Below are 18834 nucleotides of genomic sequence, written 5' to 3'. Positions count from 1 at the left end.
ACTGTGAAACTAGTTATCATATCACATACCGAACACTACAAAACCAATAAAGGAGAAATAGTAGGTTGGGGGCCTACTATCAGTGAGATAAATCACTTAGCAAAAGATTTTGAAAAAATTTATCATATCGCTTTTTTACATACCAAAAGTGTTCCTCCCAGTTCATTACCGTATACAGCTTCCAATATTGAATTTATACCGCTTAAACCTATTGGTGGACCGTCACTTATAGATAAATTGAGAGTTTTAGGTAGTATACCAACAGTTCTAAAAACAGTTTCTGCTATCCTAGACAAAGTAGATGTTTATCAACTAAGAACCCCTACCGGAATTGGTGTGTTTTTAATACCATACCTTACATTCTGTACCAAAAAGAAAGGTTGGTATAAATATGCCGGTAATTGGGTACAAAAAAAACCACCATTGGGTTATGCCATACAACGATGGTTATTAAAAAAACAATCAAGACCGGTTACCGTTAACGGTACCTGGAGGGAAGATAAACCCCACATTATTCCTTTTGAAAACCCTTGTTTAACTATAGAAGAACGTAATCAAGGAAAGGAGATTATAGAAACTAAATCATATACAGCACCATTTACATGTTGTTTTGTAGGTCGCTTGGAAGATGCCAAAGGCGTACAGCGTATTATTGACTTCTTAGTAACATTAAAAGACATCGAGCTTATTAAAGCATTTCATTTTGTTGGGGATGGACCTAAACTTGACGAGTATAAATCTCAATTAAAAGCAATTAAAATACCTGTTTTTTTTCACGGATTTTTAGAAAGAAAAGCTGTATTTGAAATTTATAAAAAAAGTCACTTTTTTCTGTTACCAAGTACAGCCTCAGAAGGTTTTCCTAAAGTAATTGCTGAGGCTATGAATTTTGGATGTATACCCTTGGTGTCTACAGTCTCGAGTATAGGGCAATATATAACCAAAGAGGTGGGTTTTCCGTTATCTAATTTAACAGCGGAAAGTTTACAAAATGGGTTTGCTTCCATTGTATCAACATCAGAAAAGAATTTGAAATTGCAAAGCAAAAAAGGGTTTGATGTTGCTGAAAATTTTACATTTGATTACTATAGAAAGCGTATTAAATATGAAATATTGACCACTTAAATTTTATACACCATTAACTTATTATCACATAGTAAACCTTTACGAGATATTTTACTTCACGTGTTGTTGGGGGTAGCCGGCTTTACTTTTAAGCCTCTTATGCTATTGTATATGGTATTTGTTTTAGGGTTTTGGTTAAGCCGCATTTTTACTAAGGAAAACAAACACCTGGAAATTTTAAAAGCTATGGCTTATATAACAGGGGCTGAGGTTTTTTTTAGAATGACGGGTGCTTATATCTTTTATGAAACCGCTAAATATGCTGTTATTTTATTTTCGATCATAGGTTTTTTCTTCTATGGCTTTAAAATAAAAGCCATACCGTATGTATTTTATCTACTTCTATTAATTCCCGGTATATTGGTTTCATTAGAAAACATTGGGTATGATGTAAACTTTAGAAAAGCAGTATTATTTAATTTAAGCGGACCATTAACATTAGGGGTTGTTAGCTTATATTGCTTTGGTAAAACTATTTCTTTTTCAAATTATTTAAACGTATTGAATGTAATGGTCTATCCATTACTTTCAATAACTGTATATGTTTTTTTATATACTCCAGATTTACAAAATGTAGTCACAGGAACGGCTTCAAATGTCGCATTATCGGGAGGCTATGGTCCCAATCAAATAGCAACTGTATTAGGCTTAGGCGTGTTTGTTTTGTTTAGTCGGTATTTAATTCCGTATAAAAATAAAATAGTACACGTAATTATGCTCTTTTTTTTAGGTGCTATGGCGTATCGAGCTATCCTTACCTTTTCAAGGGGCGGTGTGATAGTATCCGGATTAATGATAGCTGCTTTTAGTATTGTTTTTTACTTTACTACGAATATCAAAACCAAAATAAAAACAAGTTTTAAGGTTGTAGGATTGATAGTTATAAGTATGGCTATTTGGTCCTTAGCTTTATTACAAACAGGAGGTATGATAGGAAATCGGTATGAAAATAAAGATGCTTTAGGAAGAGAAAAAGAAGATGTTACTACCGGGAGATTAGAGTTGTTTAAAACTGAGATGGAAACATTTGAGGAGAGTCCATTTTTTGGAATTGGAGTGGGTAATATAAAGTTTAAATTTATGGATGAATTAGGAAAAAGTATACCTACCCATAATGAAATCACCCGTCTTCTTTCTGAACATGGTTTCTTCGGTGTTTTAGCGCTTATGGTTCTTATTTTGACTCCTTTAATTGCAAAACTTCAAGGCGCACAGAATATTTATTTTTTTCCTTTTCTTATATTTTGGTTTTTAACTATATCGCATTCCTCCATGCGTATTGCCGCGCCGGCTTTTGTATACGGTTTGGCTTTATTACATATCACTTATGAAAAGAAAAAATAACATTCTATACATAGGGAATAGTTTATCAAAAAAGGGGAATACTCCAAGTACTTTAGAATATTTGGCTTCACAACTCAAACAAGAAGGGTACGTATTAAAAACAGCTTCTTCTATACAAAATAAACCGATTCGATTATTAGACATGTTAGTTACGGTTTTTAACAATCGAAAATGGGCATCGGCAGTACTCATTGATACATACAGCACACTAAATTTTCAATACGCAGTAGCGGTAGCCACCGTCTGTCGCTTTTACCATATTCCTTATATTCCAATTTTACACGGCGGTAATCTTCCTGTAAGGTTGCAACAAAGTAAAAGGCAAAGTTTAAAACTATTTGGAAATGCAATGACAAATGTAGCGCCATCCCAGTATTTACAAGATGCTTTTAACAGAGAAGGGTATAAAAATATTACTTACATTCCCAATTCTATTAAAATTGCCAACTATTCATACTTCATTCGGAAAAAACCACAACCCAAACTCTTATGGGTTCGCTCTTTTTCCGAATTATACAACCCTATGCTCGCTGTAAGGGTTGTAGAATTACTTATTGAAAAAGGATACAAAAACGCTGAACTCTGTATGATAGGTCCCGATAAAGATGGGTCTTTGGAAGTGTGTAAAGCATATGCTAAGCAAAAAAACCTTCCGGTTACATTTACCGGTGGTTTAACAAAAGAAGAATGGATTGAACGATCTAAAGCGTATGACATTTTTATAAACACTACAAACGTTGATAATACTCCTGTAAGTGTTATTGAAGCGATGGCATTGGGGTTGCCGGTTGTATCTACAAATGTTGGTGGTGTCCCGTTTTTAATAGATGCTAATAAAGATGGATTGTTAGTAACCCCCAACAATGCGATAGCTTTTACAGATCAAATTGAAACAATACTTACCGGTACGGTAGATTCCGTTCAATTAGCGCATCAAGCTCGAAAAAAAGTAGAGCAATTTGATTGGAATATTGTTAAAAATAAATGGAAGGCTATTTTATAAGAACCTAGTATCTTTACCTAAGAACTGTTTAGGGATTCAATTATAAAACTTTTATGATGATACAACAACTTGGTATTGTGATTCCGTATTATAATGCTCAAAACCATATAGAAACGGTAGTAGAGAAAGCATCACACTATAGTAATCATATTATTGTTGTTAATGACTACAGTTCTCAGCCTCTTCCGCAAGGATATTTACAATCTCATGAGAGTGTAACTATAATAAACTTATCAGAAAATCTAGGGGTTGGTGGTGCAACAAAAGCAGGTTTTACTTACCTTGAAAATTTAGATACCGTAACGGTAATGATTAAGCTTGATGCCGATGATCAAATGGATACTGAGTATATTCCTCAATTGGTTGCTCCCATACTTACTACAAAGCACGATTTTGTAAAAGGGAATCGGTTTCGTGATTTTAGAGCGTTAAAAAGAATGCCTTGGGCAAGACGATTTGGTAATTTATTTCTTTCTTTTTTAAGTAAAGTTGCTACCGGATATTGGAATTGTTTTGATTTTAATAACGGTTTTTTTGCCTTATCCAAAGAAAAATGGTCGCTTCTCAACCAACACGATATAGCAAATAATTACTTTTTTGAAACGTCTTTAATAAGTGAGTTATACTTTCAAAAAGCAAGTATAAAGGAAGTAGCGATGCCGGCTATCTACGGCGAGGAAACCTCAAATATGAACATATATAATATGCCCTTTCTTTTCGGACTCAATTTATTGAAAAGATTTGTATCAAGAATTTGGAAAGCATATTTTGTATATGATTTTAATATAGGAAGTCTTTACTTAGTATTTGGTCATCTCTTATTCCTATCAGGAATTCTCTTTGGGGGTATTAACTGGTATCACTATGCTAGTAAAGAAGTCTTAACTCCTTTGGGAACAATTATGATAAGTGCGTTATTAATAATTTTAGGATTTCAATTACTGTTACAAGCCATTCAGTTTGACATCTTGAACACCCCAAAAAATGAACGTTAAATTCTGTAAATAGAATTGGGTAAAAAAGGATATATGTATTGCATATCTGTATTTTTTTCTACTTTTACGACTCCAACTTCAAAGACATGACGCAAAAAGGAACGATTCATTTTGAAATTTCCGAACGTAAAATCCTGCTGCGCATATTTGATATAGCAGCCGTACTTTGTTTACTTTATCTTATAGGTCAGATATTTGATTTTGATTACTTTAAAATAAACTCAGACCATTGGGTTTGGTCCATCGTTTTGGCAGTTTATCTTACCGTTTTTGCTACCATTTTTGAATTGTATAACTTACAAAAAGCCAGTAAGTTGGAAACTGTAATTCAAAATATAATTCTTACAGCCTCCGTTACCGTTCTATGTTACTTATTAACACCTTTTTACACACCAACCTTACCCGCAAACCGTTTGCAGATTCTTTACTTTTTTCTAGCTGTGAACATAGCACTTTTTGTTTGGCGGTACGTGTATATCACCTTCATTTCAGCGCCTCGTTTTTTTAAACGCGTATTGCTTATCGGAAATTCAAAAGAAATAGGCGAAGTAGCACAATCCTTAGAGAAATCAGACCCTAATTATCGAGTTTTCGGATATGTAAATACTGGCGATACTGAATATTTAAGTGACGCTTTAATTGAGTTTAAAAGTGACAGCCTCACCGAAACAATTAATAAATATGCCATATCTGAAATTGTAGTGGCATTAACAAAATCTGAAGAAATGACCCTTCAGCTTAATAACCAATTAATCAGGTTGCTGGAGAGTGGAATGCCTATTAAAGAGTATACGCACGTTTATGAAGAATTAAATAGAAAAGTACCGGTACAATTTATAGCCGAAGATTTTTATCGTTATTTCCCTTTTAGCCGAAGCAATCAAAATAAACTGTACTTATTTTTTCATCGCTTAATGGATCTACTATTATCTATTATCGGGCTGTTATTTGGTTTGCTTATTTCACCGCTTATAATTCTAGGAAATGTATTGGGTAATAAAGGTCCTATATTCTATAAGCAAGAACGAGTGGGTAAAAATGGCCGATTATTTAATATTTATAAGTTGCGGAGTATGATTATTGATGCTGAAAAAAATGGAGCACAATATGCGCAAAAAAAAGACACCCGTATTACTCCTTTTGGGAAGTTTTTGCGTCGTACGCGTATCGATGAGATACCGCAGTTTATCAATGTTATACGAGGCGATATGAGCATTATTGGGCCAAGACCGGAACGCCCTATGTTTGTTAAAACACTTTCAAAACAAATTCCGTTTTATGAAATACGCCACTTTATCAAGCCCGGTGTAACAGGTTGGGCGCAAGTAAATGCAAAGTACGGCATGACACAAGACGATGCTTTGGAAAAATTACAATACGACCTTTACTACATCAAGCGCAGAAGTTTCTTTTTAGACAGTAAAATCATTTTGAAAACACTCAGTACCATTATCTTTTTTAGAGGACAGTAATGTTATTTTTTGGTAAGCTAAAGAGGTTTTACACTTCCTTTTTTAAATATCCTATTAAAAAGATGTAGCGTATTGCCAATGCAATAAGTACAGGTAGCAATGCCGGTGCAAATGTTTGTACGCCAGAAATCCAATGTACAGTTAATAACCCTAGTAGTACCAATAGAAAGAAACCATATTTTGTAATCCAAGCCTTTGGAAAACGTTTAGCAATCAATCCTGCTAAAAACAAACTCAGCGGAAACGCCCATAGCATATTGTAGTTTGCAGCAGTGGCAGTGTGATCTGTTCCAAACCATAAAAGTAATAGCAAAACACCAATCAAGCCGGTAACAATAAAGATACCTGCATCCAAAATTTTACTACGCTTGTTATTTTTCTTGTCCGTATACGTTATCAATACAATTAAGGTTCCTAGCAATCCAAAAACAAACAACGGACTCGTAAAAAAGAAAGAACCCTGCTCTTTTGGGGTATTATTAAATAGTGTGGTCGTATCTTTAACCAACTGTTCTTTGCTACTTCCTCTTGTTATGGTAGCAGTTTCGGCAGCTTTGAAAATATAATCCGGTAAAAATTGATACTCCCAAGCTGAAGCTCTTTTGTCAATTACTGCACCCAAAGCAACATCAATCCCTAAGCTTCCCCAAGTATTCCAATGTAAATTTTTCTGAATTAATTCTCTAAAGGTATACTCTTCTTCTACAAAATCGGCTGTGTATTGTAGGTCGTTACCGAGAACCTCTTTTAAAACATCACGTATTTTGGTAGCACAGTTATCATAAAAAAAGTCGTATTTGTAGTCTCGGTTTTCAGGTTTTGCGTTGTTTTGAAGAAAATTAAAAACCGCTTGCTTTTCAGAATATGTTAAATTAAGCGTTTGTTCTTTAATCCATCTATTCTGGGCAACGTAACTATTGTAAAAGGGCTCATAATAACTTACGCCAAGCTGGTATAATAGTTTTCCGCGTGCAAATTTGGTATAGAAATTAGGCGTGTTAAAATCATATACTCCATAATTATACACGATATCAAAGCCATTGGTTTTATCTTGCACTCTAAAAGCACTATGCCCAAACTTATCGTACAATTGGTCGCCAGGACCAATGGTTAAAATACTCACTTCAGCATTTTCCGATAACGAAGTGTATTGTGCTTTTACTGAAAGGGTCAGTAACAAGAGGAGTAGGGTGGTAATAAAAAGTTTTGCTTTCAGAATAACAGAGTTTTAAATTTCTGTTTCAAAAATAAGCTTTCTTTATATATTTCAAGAAATTATAAGAAGATGAATATAAATCAACAAGTCAGGTTGAGTGATTTTAATTGACCGAGAGGTCAAGTAAAATAGTATCGAGACCTCGAGACCTACCTAAAAACGCTCCAGTCTAACTTTAATGAAAACACATTGGAGTATAATGCAGCACTTTGATCACCAATATCTGTAAGTGCATAATCTACCTGAATGCCTTTGTATTTAAAACCTACACCAATGTTAGGCTGAAAACCTACTGAATCACTTCCGTCAAGTTGTTGAATGTTTTGAAAATTACCTACTCCGGCACGTACAAATACCATATCAATGTATCCAAACTGCAAACCGGCGGCTGGTGTCATACTTGTAAATGATGTTGAAAAAACATCGTTGGTTTCAGCAAAACGGAAGTTAAAATCTACTTCGGCTAGCAATGAAAAGTCGTAATGAAATACAAACCTTCTAGACACTCCTAATTGTAATTTTGGTATGGTGATTTCGGTAGTTTCAGGGAGTTCTTGGTTTTGACCCTCCACAGCTCCTTGTACGGTTGCAAATTCTTCTTCATCAATACTCCAAGCATTGAAAGTGGTTGTGATATCTCGTGCCATAAGACCAAAATTCCAATCGCCGGTTTTAAATTGTAGTCCGGCATCAAAACCAAAACCCCATGACGAAGCAAAATCACCTATTATGCGGCGTATCACTTTTGCATTAACCCCCACGTTTAAACCATCAAGAGGCAACGCACGAGCATACGAAAATGTCACACCATAATCTGCTGTAGAAAATAGACTGATGCGATTGTAATCAATATTTCCTTGATCATCAATTAATTGTGTGGTATTTAAAATATCATCAACCCCAAACCGAATCAACGATAAGGCAACCACACTGCGATCGTCTAACGGCATTGCAAATGCACCATAATCATAGTTGGCGATGTTTGCAAAATAAGAAGCGTGCATCAAAGCCAATTGATTGTCTTCCAGATTTACAAGTCCTGCCGGGTTCCAATAGCCTGAATTTACATCGGCTGTAGAAGCCGTAACTGCATTAGCCATACCAAAAGCGGCTGCATCAACTCCAATATTCATAAATTCATTTGAATACTTTCTAGTTGTTTGTGCATGAACCGATAGGGCTACTAATAAAAAAAGTAAAAATAAATTCTTTCTCAAGCTTTTAATTTTGCGCAAATATCCTACAATTTTCTACAATAGTAAACTATATTTTTGGCTACATATTGTATTTCTATACTGTTAGACGAAAATACTTTGCTATTTTTACACGACTATGATAAAACAACTACCCAATATTATAACATCCCTTAATCTACTCTGTGGAAGTGTTGCTGTACTCTTTGCCGTATCAGGGGATTTAATCACTGCTTCGTTTTTTGTTTTCTTCGGAATTTTCTTTGATTTTTTTGATGGTCTTGCAGCTAGATTGCTAGACGCTCAAAGTGACGTAGGACTAGAGCTTGACTCTTTAGCCGATTTGATTACAAGCGGACTTGCTCCTGCCATCGTGATGGTGCAATTACTTTCTGAAGCTACCTTAGGCCATCATTTAATAATGACCAATCTACTTTCAGAAGCAAGTTGGAATAGTGGAATAGAAAGTTATGTACCGTTTATTGGACTTTTAATAGCAGTTGCATCAGCATATCGTCTAGCAAAATTTAATGTAGATACAAGACAAACTACTAGTTTTATTGGGTTACCCACACCGGCAAATGCCTTGTTAATATTGAGTATTCCGCTAATGCTACATTTTCAGTACTTTGAAGGGTTAGAAAATGTGGTTTTAAATCCTTGGGTTCTTATAGCGCTTACGGTAATGAGTAGCTTGTTGTTAAATGCCGAAATTCCCTTATTTGCTTTAAAGTTTAAAACTTGGGATATTAAAAGCAATATCATTCGGTATGTATTTATTGTGGTAAGTTTACTAGCTGTTTTTTTATTGAAGTTTATAGCAATTCCGGTATTAATAGGAATTTATATTATTCTTTCATTACTTACCAATTCAAAGGTTCAAAGCAAGTAACTCCTAGCTTTTTTAAGTATACATGTCTTAAAAGTAAGCTTTTAAGAAAGAGGCAATCAACCGTTTTTATTCTGAACTAGAAGAGAAGGTGAGAAAGTGTCTCACTCTTGTACTGTTTGCTATTAATCTTGAAATAATTTTTTCTTCCGAAGTTCAAAGTTTTGCCCTAAGTAAACCTTCCGAACCATCTCATCGTTTGCCAAATCTTCCGGTTCGCCGTGTTTTAATATACTACCTTCAAACATTAAATATGTACGATCTGTAATGGCTAGGGTTTCTTGTACATTGTGATCGGTGATAAGAATACCAATATTTTTCTTTTTTAATTGAGCAACAATGCGCTGTATGTCTTCAACTGCTACGGGATCAACACCTGCAAAGGGTTCATCTAGTAAAATAAAATGCGGATCTGTAGCTAGAGCGCGTGCAATTTCGGTTCGACGACGTTCTCCACCACTTAATAAATCACCGCGATTTTTACGAATGTGATTTAAGCCAAACTCTTCAATGAGCGACTCCATTTTCATATGTTGTTCTTTTTTTGAAAGATTGGTAAGCTGTAACACACTTAAAATATTGTCTTCAATGCTTAACTTCCTGAACACAGAAGCTTCTTGGGCTAAGTATCCAATTCCGTTTTGAGCGCGTTTGTACATGGGGTATTTGGTAATATTGGTGCCCTCTAGAAAGATTTGCCCTCCATTAGGCTTAATTAACCCTACAATCATGTAAAAAGAAGTAGTTTTACCAGCCCCATTGGGACCTAATAGTCCTACAATCTCTCCTTGATTTACCTCAACAGTAATTCCTTTTACTACTTTACGACCTTTGTATGACTTTATAAGATTATCTGCTTTTAACTTCATTGACTGTATTAGCATTACATTTTGTGTAAAGATACTTAAAATACAATGAGGATGGTCTTGTGGTTTTCTTAAATCATGTTCTGAAAAGTATAAAAACAAGAAAAGCCATATCATCGTATTGCTACCTTGATATGGCTCCTTGTGAAATCTGTCTTTGCCAACTCATCTTTAATGATGTAAAGCAAGTTTATTAAACCCTTGCAGTTGTGACACGATTTCAACAATCGAGACAAACTTTATAAGATGGTTGCGTATCTTGAATACAGTTTCAACCTAAAATTTATCTCTACTTTTTTTAATCTTAAACTAACTTTCGTGAGATTGTTAGCGGTTCAAGCAATTAAAAAAAGATGTTAAAGAACGTTACTTTATGTTTTCGCCATGATTGTTACATCATTTTGATACTGCTAATATAAGTTGGTTTTTTTAAAAAACAAGCTATCTAATTGGTTTAATATAAACACGTTATAAACTTGGGTTATTAACATTTGTTCATAAAAAAAGCGACCTGTATCAGATCGCTTTTGTGTTCTTTTGTAAAAAGCCAAATTAGCTACGTTTTTCTCTAATTCTAGCTTTTTTACCGGTAAGACCTCTAAAGTAGTAAATACGTTTTCTACGTACGCTACCTATTTTATTGATCTCAATTTTTTGAAGTGCCGGCAAGTTCATAGGGAAGATACGCTCTACACCTACTGTACCAGACATTTTTCTAATGGTGAATGTTTGAGTAGCACCGCTTCCTTTAATTTGGATAACAACTCCTCTAAAGAACTGAGTTCTTGTTTTATCACCTTCACGAATTTCATAATAAACAGTGATAGTATCTCCAGCACTGAATTTTGGAAATTCTTTTTTAGTTACAAATTCGTCTTGAACAAATTTAATTAACGATTCCATGGTTTTGTTTGTCTATGGTTCTAGTTTAAAACAACATACACGGTTTTCGCCAGAGGTTGAATTAAAACGCGTGCAAAGATAGTTTTTTTTACTGAATGGACAAATGGAAAATAATGAAGATTTCTGAAATTAAACAAAAACGCAACCTTATAGCATCCGCTTTCTGAAAGCTCTACAAATAAAAGGGTTTTAATCTCCAATAAAAATTATGTACATTATCATAATTAAAAAAAGCACAAGACCCACAGCTAGTAAACGCAACGCACGGTTTACATTTTTAAATTTATAGGCTGCAATCTTTGAAATAATATAAATCTGTTGTCCTAGTTGATCAAATAATTCTTCTTCATCTAGGCTGGTTTTGTAAAACGTTCTTGAAAACTCTTTAATAGAACCAAATTTATGTACCACATCTCCAAAAAAGAACATGTTTTTCTCATATTTTGCTTCAATCTTTGGCATAAAGCATCGTATGCTAAAGTAAATTGATGTAACCGTACAAACAAACCATAAGCCAATAAGTGTATACAATAAATAGTCTTTTGAAATTTGAACAAAGGAATGAGAAACATTTTGATAGATAAAATTGAGTATGATTCCGTAAAAAGAAAGAATTAACCCTGCTTTTATTTCTGAAGCTTTTATAAGTCCAAAAACATAGTTGATGCTACCCCAATAATGATCTACCAATTCTTCGGTATGTGAAGGCTTTTTAATGTCTGGTTTTGTGTTTAAATCATGTGTTTCCATAGGTTATTTTTTGTATTTCACTTTTACTCAAGCACTTGGTAAATAGTCAAAGGAGTCGCTTTGTTTTTTACAATAATATCACCCAATTTTTCACACTTGAAGTATTCTTTCACTTTCTGGTAACAAGCTTCCCCTATGACAATTTGATTTTCTTTGGCTACATCTTGAAGTCTTGCAGCTGTATTAACTGTGTCGCCAATTACTGTATAATCTAACCGCTTCAAACTTTCAGAACCTATGTTTCCGGAAATCATTTCGCCGCTTTTAATGCCAATAGACACTTTTGGTTTGTATTGTAATTGTCGACCAAAAGCCGGTAAGCTGTTAATTTTTGCACACACAGCCAAGGCAGCATCGATTGCGCGATCTAGATGATACTCACCCGTAAAGACAGCCATAATAGCATCGCCTATAAACTTATCTATATATCCTTTTTGTTCCATAATTTCTTTTACCATAACATCAAAGTAGGAATTTATCATTGTAACAACCGTATCGGGGGAAGCGGTTTCACTTATAGCTGTAAATCCACATATATCCACAAACATAACCGTCGCTTCAATCGTTTCATTTGCCATAATTGTTTTTTCAAATTCCTTGTTTCCCATAAAGTTGAGAACATTTTCATCGACATACATTTTTAAAATATTGTTTTCTTTTACAGCTTGTAGCGTTTCTTTTAGTAGTTGGGCGTGTTTGAGGGTTTTTTCCATGGTAAGCGTAAGATCTTCAAAGTTGATGGGCTTTGTAATAAAATCAAATGCACCGCGATTCATAGCGGTACGAATATTTTCCATATCTCCATAAGCCGAAACAATAACCGATTTAATAAGCGGACTCATCTCATTCACTTTGCTCAACAGGGTGAGGCCGTCCATTTTTGGCATATTAATATCGCTTAATAGAATATCAACTTCAGGTTCGGTTTGTAGTTTTTCCAATGCAGCCACGCCGTTTTCAGCAAAAAGAAACTCATATTCCTTTTCACGTATTTGTTTTCTGAATTTCTGTTTGATAAGAATCTCCAGATCGGCCTCGTCATCTACTACTAGTATTTTTGCCATGGTATTTTTGTTGTTGAGTGTCACGTTGTTATGATATTAAGAAATAAGCATTCCTATTTCTTTGCGTAAAGAATCAAAATCTATGGGTTTTGTAAAAAACTCTTTAGCACCAGAATCCATTGCTTTGTTATAGTTTTTTTGATCACCATATGCCGAAATCATAGAAACTTGAATAGTTGGGTACGTTTCTTTAATGCGCTTTAATAACGCCAAGCCTGTCATACCGGGCATATTAATATCTGAAAATACATATACAACTTCCGGCGGAGTTTGGTTTTGCAATAACTCCCAAGCTTCTTGACCTGAAAAAGCAAAAGCCAAATCTAGCTTGTTACTTTTTATTTCTTTTCTGAATTTTTGACGAAACAATGTTTCTACATCGCGCTCGTCATCTACTATTAATATTTTCATATCCCTACTTTTTTAAATGGGTAATTTTATTGTAAAGGTTGTAAATGATTTGTTGCCTTCGCTAGATTCAATCGTCAAACTCCCGCCGTGAGCTTTAATAATGTCGTTTGTTATTGAAAGTCCCAATCCTGTTCCTTCGGTTCCTCGTTTTGTTGTGAAAAAAGGCATCAAAATTTTATCTTGAAGCGCTTCTGAAATTCCCAAACCATTATCTTGTATGGCTATAAAAACAGCCTTCTTTTTATGATAACTAGTAATGCCAAGCCTAGGTTGATAGGTGTTTTCATTACTATTTTTAAGACGTTCATACATGGCATCAAAAGCGTTATTGCAAAGGTTAAGAATAGCGCGGCTCATATCTTCTATTATGATTGAAACATCTGGCAGCGATGCATCCAATTGGAAATCTAACGTTACATTCATCGGTTTTTTACCAGCTCTCATACCGTGAAAAGCTAGATTTACATACTCTTTAAGCATATCATTTATAGAAGTTATTTCTTTGATACCTTTGCCACCACGACTGTGCAATAGCATAGACTTAACAATACTATCTGCGCGAGTACCGTGCTCAAAAATCTTTTTTTGGTTACCAATCACATCGTTTAAAATGGCTGTTATTTCTTCTTTCTCTGGGCTGTCTGTTGTTTTTTGAAGTTCAGTAAACACTTCGTCTATAAGTTCTAAGTTTAGTTCAGAAAAATTATTGACAAAATTGAGCGGGTTCTTTATTTCATGAGCAATACCGGCAGTAAGAACACCCAGAGAAGCCATTTTTTCAGACTGAATAAGTTGTGCTTGTGTAGCTTGTAAGTCTAAAAGTGCTTTTTCGGCTTTTTTCTTGGCTATTTCAAGGTTTTTAACGTCTATTTCAGATTGTACCAAATACTTATAGCGTTGATATGCGAAGGTGAATACATTTCTAAACCTTGATACTATATTCTTTTGATTTTCAGTAAGAATACTGAAGTTTGAAATACCTATTACGCCATTACCAAAAGAATAAAGATAATAGGAGAGTAGGTTAATACCTCGCAATCTAGGATCTTCTTTTTCTCCGTTGCGAATACGCATTTCTACATATTCCTTTAAATCATCTCCTTCATAGATTTCTTCATAAAAACCATTGGTGGTAGCAATTATTTTTCGGTATTGTTCTTCTAGGGTAGGATCGTTTTTATAAGATAAAAGGGTGATGGTGCCAGACATTGCTTCGGAATAATCATAATCCCAAAATGTTTCGTTATCTTCATTATGCAAATCGATAATGGCATTACGTATGTCTGTAAAACCGAGTTCGCGTAGTTGTTCATATAAAACTTTGGCCACGTCTAGCATATCGTTGGGTTGTTGCATGCTTAGTGCTACCGAGCGAACTTTTTCAAGAGCTGATTCTAATTGAATTTCGCGCATTTGCGATTCGGCTTTTGCCAATTCATAATACCGATTATAAGCAAAGGTGAATACATTTCGGAACCGATCTAAAATTGCTTTTTGATTTTCGGTCAGTTTCCCAAAATTTGAAATTCCAATAGCGCCATTTCCGAAGGCATATAAAATATAACAGATACTCGTAGCGCTGTGAAGTCTAGGATCATCTGCTTCACCGTTTCTTTTACGCATATCGATAAGGTCTTGCAGTTGCTGACCTTCTAGAACCATTTCAGAAAAACCGTCTGTGGTTTTTGCTATGTCTTGTACTTGTTCTTTGAGGGTAGGGTCGTCTTCATAAGTCATATGAGTTACTGTACCGCCCATAAGCTCTGAGTAATCATAATCTAAAAACGATTCTGTTTTTTCATCATGAATGTCAATTAATGCGTTGCGAATGTCTGTAAAACCTAGTTGCAGTAATTGTTCATACAAAACCTGCGCTATATCAAGCATGTGCTCAGATTTTTTTAAACTAAGCGCTACTTTTCGTACCTTTTCTATGGCAGCTTCTATTTCTAGCTCTCTGTTTTTTTGTTGCAGTTCTGCTTTATTGCGCTTGAGAGCTTCCCGCAGCTCTTGAATTTCTGTCATTTTGGTACGTTCCATGCGTTGGTACTTTTTAAATTACATAAACACGCGTATTAGGTTGAACTACTTGGGGAAATAATTGAGTAATGTTCTGATGAGGAGTGATTTAAAGATAATGAAAATATCGTTAGTAATCGATATGGGTTTTGGGAAGATACGTTTTAAAACTACCTTCAACTCCTTTTTAATCAGCTTTATGAACTTCTAATTCTATTTCTATTAAAAACTCCGGGAGGGCGAGCTCTTTTACACCTACCCAAGAACCAGTGGGGAAGTGGTTTTTATAAATAGTGGTTCTATAAGCGGCAACTTCTAAAAACTTAGGCATATTTGTAGTAAAGATGTTTTCTACTACAACATCATCAAATGTGCAATCGTAATGGTTTAATATTTTTTCTAAATCTGAATAACAATTTTTCATTTGCTGTTCTAGATCACCAATAGCAGTAGGATTACCTTGATTGTCCATACTTACAGCCCCAGATACTTTTATGGTATTTCCAATTTTTACTGCATGTGAATAGCCGTACGCCTTTTCTATTTCGGGTCGTAATAAAAAATAGGTAATAGAATCTTTGTTTTTTTTAATTGATGAAGTCCCTTTGTATGCAGGTGATGTAGTTTTTAAAGGGTCTTTTAAATCGTAGACCAAACCGGTTACTGCAGATGTTTCAGTTCCGTGAGGGTCAATATTTTGAGCAATGGCAGGGTTTGTTGCTATCAATCCTGTTATAATTAATAGGTATGTAATTGTTTTCATAGTACGATGTTTTTGTTAGTATAGAATGTTGTCTAAAATCCACCCTAGGTTGCGTTCTTTCATGTGTATGGTTTTATCTGACATAAAAACGTTTTGTATTTCTTTCTTTAAAACTGCCAATTCTTTACTTGAGTAATCATGGTGTTCTAAAGCATCTTGAATTTTCTCAAAACTTTTACGTTCATCATCTTGCAAAAACTCTTTATACATAGTGTTAAACGTAGCTGATGTTGTTTGAGATTTGATAAGGCTTACTTCTTCTTCAGCTACTTTTTTATCTACTTGTGCGCAGAGCAAAAGGATGTATATTTTGAGTTCTTCTTTGGTCCAGAAAAGATTTTTAGTTTTCATGAGTATTAATTTTACTGTAAAAAGAGTGCACCGAAACGCTTATAACTCGATTACTTATACGTACGCTGCACTCTTTCCTTTATATATTATTGTCTGGCAGCAACTTTTACCTCGCCGTTTATACCACTTAGGTCTGGTCTATAAACCCAAATTTCTGTTTCGCCACCATTGGTTACAGCCATCCAGTCTTTTAAAAATTGTTTCCAACTTCCGGAACCGAACTTTTCCTCATATTTTTTTGGAATCTCATTGTCTTCTCCTAACCAAGAAGTATTATCAAAAAATGAAATTACCACTAGGTCTTTCCCTTCTTTGGTACTAGGAAATTCATTGGTGTAAATTCCATAGGTGTCGTTTGGTGATTTTTCAGCATATACTTGATTTATCTTTTTTACCAGTTTCATAGCGTCTTCGTGCATTCCTCTTTTTATGTCCCAATAATCAACTGCCATGTTCTTAATGGTAAAATCTTTTGGAAATCGAGAAAGTTCTGTGTGACCTCGCCAATAGGATTGGTTGCTAGTTCCTGCTACCAAATAAGGAGCAATATTTGCAGACCAATCTGCCGCGTGCTCTTTTTGAAGAACAGGTCCTTGGTCTAAAGAACTCCAAGGAAATGGCCCCATAACCCATACATAACTTCCTGTGTTGGGACCATTGGTAACCCAATATACACGAACACCGTGCGGAGCTTTGCTGTGGTACTTTTTGTTATGGGCTGTTATTGCCTTTTCAAATTGAGTAATTTGGGAAGGATTAGGGGTTAAGAGAGCATTTTCAAATATACCGTAATCGGTATTGTTTTGCGATAAAGCCATTAGCGGCAATACGAGCAATGTAAAAAATAACTTTTTCATTTGTATTTGATTTGTGCCTACAAAATTGTGGCTGGTTAAAAATTGATTTACTTGGTTTATTTAGTTAAATAATCAGCTTGAATATCGATGCAATGTTTCTTCTACCGGTTTAAACTGAATGCCCAAACTTGTTTTTGCTAGATTATTAGCGTAAACAATAGTTGGTTGGTGCTTTGGAGGATTGTGATTTAGCATTAATGAAACATCTGAAACGGGATAGGTTTCACTGCTCAATAAATAGTTTTTACCGTGTTGACCGGTTGTTGTTGCTGTTTTATAAATTGCCTTGGCAACATCTTCTACATCTACAATCGCCATGGGAACATCATTGTCATAGAACATTTGAATAAAAGGATTGGGCGCTATCTTATTTTTAAATAAATATTGAATTCCTGTTGAGGTAGAATCTTCTCGATTGCTCAATGATTTACCCATGACCATAACCGGCGATACCGATGTGATTTCAAAAGCAAGTGTTGGGTTGTCTTTTATAAATTGTTCTACCATTTTGTTTGCCTTAAACTTGGCTTGCGCATAAGGATGACTTTCTGAACTTATAAATGGAGTGTCTTGTTCACTGAACACATCTTGAATAGACTTTCCTTCTGCCGGAAGTGGAAAGTTGGTATTCCAAGCAGCAACCGACGCGATAAAAACAACTTTTTTTACCTGCGAAGCTTCACTTATTGCGTGTAGAAAATTTTCAGTACCCGTAATAGTAGGATCAAAAAGATCTTTTTGAGGATCTGCCACTTCTAGTTGAAATGGTGTCCCGCCGTGAATTACAATGTCACAATCGTGAACAAATTCTTGTAACACCTCCAAGTTTTCTACCCGTAGAGAGCTGATATTTAAATTATCTGAGTTATTGAGATTAAAAAGATGCTGATACTTTTCACTCTTTTTAATATCGGTTACCGAAACTTTTACAATGTAATCGTTATCTAAAAATTGTTTTGTTACATAGCTTCCTATAAACCCCGAACCTCCTATTATACCTACTGTTTTCATACCTTCTATAATTAAATGCTATTCATAATTGACCGTTATTCAGTTTCGGCTTCTGTAGTTTCAGTTGGTTCTTGAGCCGCTTCTTTTTGTTGCTGTAATTGCATCATATCTATAACCACTTCAGATTCATCCCAAAAACCCAGTTCTTTTACAATTTTTCCATCTACAAACCGAGCCGTTGTATGTATAGGAATTTGGTATGTTTTATTATTTGCTTTTAAGGTTCCTTCCCAAACACTCCAAAAGTTTACCCACGTTTCTCCATTGTCAATAATGACCATTTCATATTCTGATTCATTATCCATAAAGCTCCAAGAGGAAAAAATTTCAGCACTTTTTTTATTGGCTTCAATCATTTCGGTTACTGTTTTTGCATATTCTTCAGTCTTGTTGTTTAGTATTTTTGCTGAATCTGCATAATGACCGGCCAGAGCTTGCCAGTTTTTACTTTCGTAATTTGCAATTACTTGCTTATAGGTGTCAATTTCTGGCGATTGTTGTGTGTAGCGTTGTTTTACGTTGCTTTCACAGCTTGCGATAAGGACTATTGCAAGTCCTAAAAGAAAAATGTTTTTCATGTTTTGGTTGTTTTATTTGGTTAA

Annotated in this window: 19 protein-coding genes; 6 read left to right on the top strand and 13 right to left on the bottom strand. The window is 34.8% G+C overall.

Translation table 11 applies throughout. The features are described 5' to 3' along the window. Positions 1–3: 3 nt before the first annotated feature. The 5 genes from INR76_RS00185 to INR76_RS00165 all read left to right on the top strand — a co-directional run bounded on the left by INR76_RS00185 (position 4) and on the right by INR76_RS00165 (position 5939). Positions 4–1125, top strand: a complete 1122-nt coding sequence (locus tag INR76_RS00185; protein ID WP_223108584.1) for a glycosyltransferase — start codon at positions 4–6, stop codon at positions 1123–1125. Positions 1126–1311: 186 nt separating this feature from the next. Further along, positions 1312–2469 carry an O-antigen ligase gene (locus INR76_RS00180; protein WP_223108583.1) on the top strand — a complete coding sequence of 386 codons (1158 nt, stop codon included), beginning with the start codon at positions 1312–1314 and terminating at the stop codon, positions 2467–2469. After that, entirely contained in the window at positions 2453–3472 is a 1020-nt protein-coding gene (locus INR76_RS00175; RefSeq protein WP_223108582.1) for a glycosyltransferase family 4 protein, read from the top strand. The genes INR76_RS00180 and INR76_RS00175 overlap by 17 nt, the downstream gene beginning before the upstream one ends. Before the next feature lie 56 nt (positions 3473–3528). Then, positions 3529–4467 (top strand): glycosyltransferase family 2 protein, encoded by a 939-nt coding sequence (locus tag INR76_RS00170; protein ID WP_223108581.1) that lies wholly within the window; start codon positions 3529–3531, stop codon positions 4465–4467. 86 nt (positions 4468–4553) lie between these two features. After that, positions 4554–5939, top strand: coding sequence for a sugar transferase (locus tag INR76_RS00165; RefSeq protein ID WP_223108580.1), 1386 nt, complete (start codon positions 4554–4556; stop codon positions 5937–5939). Positions 5940–5967: 28 nt separating this feature from the next. Here the strand turns inward: INR76_RS00165 and INR76_RS00160 are convergent, their stop codons facing one another. Both INR76_RS00160 and INR76_RS00155 read right to left on the bottom strand, forming a co-directional pair. Continuing rightward, the gene (locus INR76_RS00160) at positions 5968–7119 is read right to left on the bottom strand and encodes a DUF4105 domain-containing protein (protein WP_255592717.1); all 1152 of its coding nucleotides are present in this window, start codon (positions 7117–7119) and stop codon (positions 5968–5970) included. 185 nt (positions 7120–7304) lie between these two features. Continuing rightward, entirely contained in the window at positions 7305–8288 is a 984-nt protein-coding gene (locus INR76_RS00155) for a PorV/PorQ family protein (RefSeq protein WP_223109928.1), read from the bottom strand. A gap of 199 nt (positions 8289–8487) precedes the next feature. On the opposite strand from INR76_RS00155, the gene INR76_RS00150 reads away from it, so the two are divergent. Then, positions 8488–9240, top strand: a complete 753-nt coding sequence (locus tag INR76_RS00150; protein WP_223108579.1) for a phosphatidylcholine/phosphatidylserine synthase — start codon at positions 8488–8490, stop codon at positions 9238–9240. Between the two features lie 122 nt (positions 9241–9362). Here INR76_RS00150 and lptB read toward each other — a convergent pair whose 3' ends face one another. From lptB to INR76_RS00095, 11 genes are all read right to left on the bottom strand, one after another. Next, the gene (gene lptB, locus INR76_RS00145; RefSeq protein ID WP_223109927.1) at positions 9363–10106 is read right to left on the bottom strand and encodes an LPS export ABC transporter ATP-binding protein; all 744 of its coding nucleotides are present in this window, start codon (positions 10104–10106) and stop codon (positions 9363–9365) included. Between the two features lie 549 nt (positions 10107–10655). Then, the gene (gene rplS / locus INR76_RS00140; protein ID WP_223108578.1) at positions 10656–11006 is read right to left on the bottom strand and encodes a 50S ribosomal protein L19; all 351 of its coding nucleotides are present in this window, start codon (positions 11004–11006) and stop codon (positions 10656–10658) included. A 189-nt stretch (positions 11007–11195) separates the two neighbouring features. After that, on the bottom strand, positions 11196–11756 hold the full coding sequence (locus INR76_RS00135; RefSeq protein WP_223108577.1) for a Pycsar system effector family protein: 561 nt from the start codon (positions 11754–11756) through the stop codon (positions 11196–11198). Between the two features lie 23 nt (positions 11757–11779). Continuing rightward, entirely contained in the window at positions 11780–12820 is a 1041-nt protein-coding gene (locus INR76_RS00130; protein ID WP_223108576.1) for an adenylate/guanylate cyclase domain-containing protein, read from the bottom strand. A 36-nt stretch (positions 12821–12856) separates the two neighbouring features. Next, positions 12857–13231: a response regulator gene (locus tag INR76_RS00125; RefSeq protein ID WP_223108575.1), complete on the bottom strand. Its 375-nt coding sequence runs from the start codon at positions 13229–13231 to the stop codon at positions 12857–12859. A gap of 12 nt (positions 13232–13243) precedes the next feature. Beyond that, positions 13244–15271: a sensor histidine kinase gene (locus tag INR76_RS00120; RefSeq protein ID WP_223108574.1), complete on the bottom strand. Its 2028-nt coding sequence runs from the start codon at positions 15269–15271 to the stop codon at positions 13244–13246. Positions 15272–15437: 166 nt separating this feature from the next. Next, the gene (locus INR76_RS00115) at positions 15438–15842 is read right to left on the bottom strand and encodes a RidA family protein (RefSeq protein WP_370632436.1); all 405 of its coding nucleotides are present in this window, start codon (positions 15840–15842) and stop codon (positions 15438–15440) included. A 186-nt stretch (positions 15843–16028) separates the two neighbouring features. Beyond that, a complete protein-coding gene (locus INR76_RS00110) occupies positions 16029–16364 on the bottom strand; it encodes a hypothetical protein (protein ID WP_223108573.1) in 336 nt (111 codons plus the stop codon). Positions 16365–16450: 86 nt separating this feature from the next. Further along, entirely contained in the window at positions 16451–17221 is a 771-nt protein-coding gene (locus tag INR76_RS00105) for a hypothetical protein (protein WP_255592714.1), read from the bottom strand. 72 nt (positions 17222–17293) lie between these two features. Continuing rightward, positions 17294–18232, bottom strand: coding sequence for an NAD-dependent epimerase/dehydratase family protein (locus tag INR76_RS00100; RefSeq protein ID WP_223108572.1), 939 nt, complete (start codon positions 18230–18232; stop codon positions 17294–17296). Between the two features lie 35 nt (positions 18233–18267). After that, on the bottom strand, positions 18268–18810 hold the full coding sequence (locus tag INR76_RS00095; RefSeq protein ID WP_223108571.1) for a nuclear transport factor 2 family protein: 543 nt from the start codon (positions 18808–18810) through the stop codon (positions 18268–18270). Between the last annotated feature and the right edge of the window lie 24 nt (positions 18811–18834).

The organism is Marixanthomonas sp. SCSIO 43207, assembly GCF_019904255.1.
Taxonomy (GTDB): domain Bacteria; phylum Bacteroidota; class Bacteroidia; order Flavobacteriales; family Flavobacteriaceae; genus Marixanthomonas.
This window is presented reverse-complemented; position numbering and strand designations above follow the sequence as displayed.